At 44.8% G+C, this 1,104-nt stretch carries 2 protein-coding genes; both read left to right on the top strand.

What is annotated here, in order from left to right; translation table 11 throughout:
• Positions 1–532: LysR substrate-binding domain-containing protein (locus R8269_RS25730; protein WP_318222977.1), on the top strand; the 532-nt coding region annotated here is incomplete at its 5' end.
• A gap of 93 nt (positions 533–625) precedes the next feature.
• Positions 626–1,104 (top strand): LysE family translocator (locus R8269_RS25725; RefSeq protein WP_318222976.1); only part of this gene is annotated, 479 nt, incomplete at its 3' end.

Below are 1,104 nucleotides of genomic sequence, written 5' to 3'. Positions count from 1 at the left end.
TCGCTTATGGCAACCAGATTTTATCGATAAGTTGCATGAACTGGGTATCCACATCGCATCGTCCATGTACCCTTCAAAACCAGAAGGCGTTTCAAGCGTGAACATTGGTTCTGATACCTCGGTGTGTTTGATGAAAGCGTCACACCCGCTAGCGAGTTGTAAAGAGCTAACGGTGGATGCTTTACTCAGCTATTCGCACATAAAAGTCACGGGTGGCGGCGATAAAGACTCAAGCACCGACACGGTTTTAAAAGAGATGGGGTTGGCGCGACATATCACATTTAAAGTCCCATTTTTCTCGGCGGCGGTTAATCGTCTAGTCTCAAGTGAACATTTGATGGTCGTCCCTGAGCATATCGCGGTGAACCTCGCTAAGCATTGGAGTTTGGCACATAAACCTCTGCCATTTGATACTCAAATCCATCAATACTGGCTGATGTGGCATCCAAAGTACGATAACGATCCTGCGCATCGTTGGATACGGGAAACGATGCAAAGCGTTATGCAGCAATCAGAATACTCTATTCACTAGACTATGAGTTTCAATCATGACTTTCATGATTAACTTTGATTTCAGTTTATATCACCTCTATTGATAAATTAACGTCAAAGAGGGGAGATTTTTATGACACTAACAGTTTGGTTATCACTTTTTACAGTCTGTTTATTAGGGGCTATGTCGCCAGGGCCTAGCTTAGCGATCGTTGCTAAACATGCTTTGGCTGGTGGACGAATGAATGGTTTGGCAACGGCATGGGCGCATGCTTTTGGGATCGGGATTTATGCGTTTATCACGTTGATCGGTCTTGCGGTTGTGCTGCAGCAGAGCCCAATGCTGTTCAAAACCATCAGTTTAGCGGGCGCAGCTTATTTGGCTTACTTAGGTTTTAACGCGCTGCGATCCAAAGGTGGAGTGGCCGCCAAGTTGGAATCTGGTGAGGAAACGACCGTACTTCAATCTGCTAGAGAAGGTTTCCTTATCTCTATTCTAAGTCCTAAAATCGCACTGTTCTTTATTGCTTTGTTTAGCCAGTTTGTCGCGCTTGGAAATGATCTGAGTAACCAAATGATCATTGTTGCGACACCTTTTGTTGTCGATGGCTT

It is taken from the genome of Vibrio sp. Vb0667, from assembly GCF_033391095.1.
This window is presented reverse-complemented; position numbering and strand designations above follow the sequence as displayed.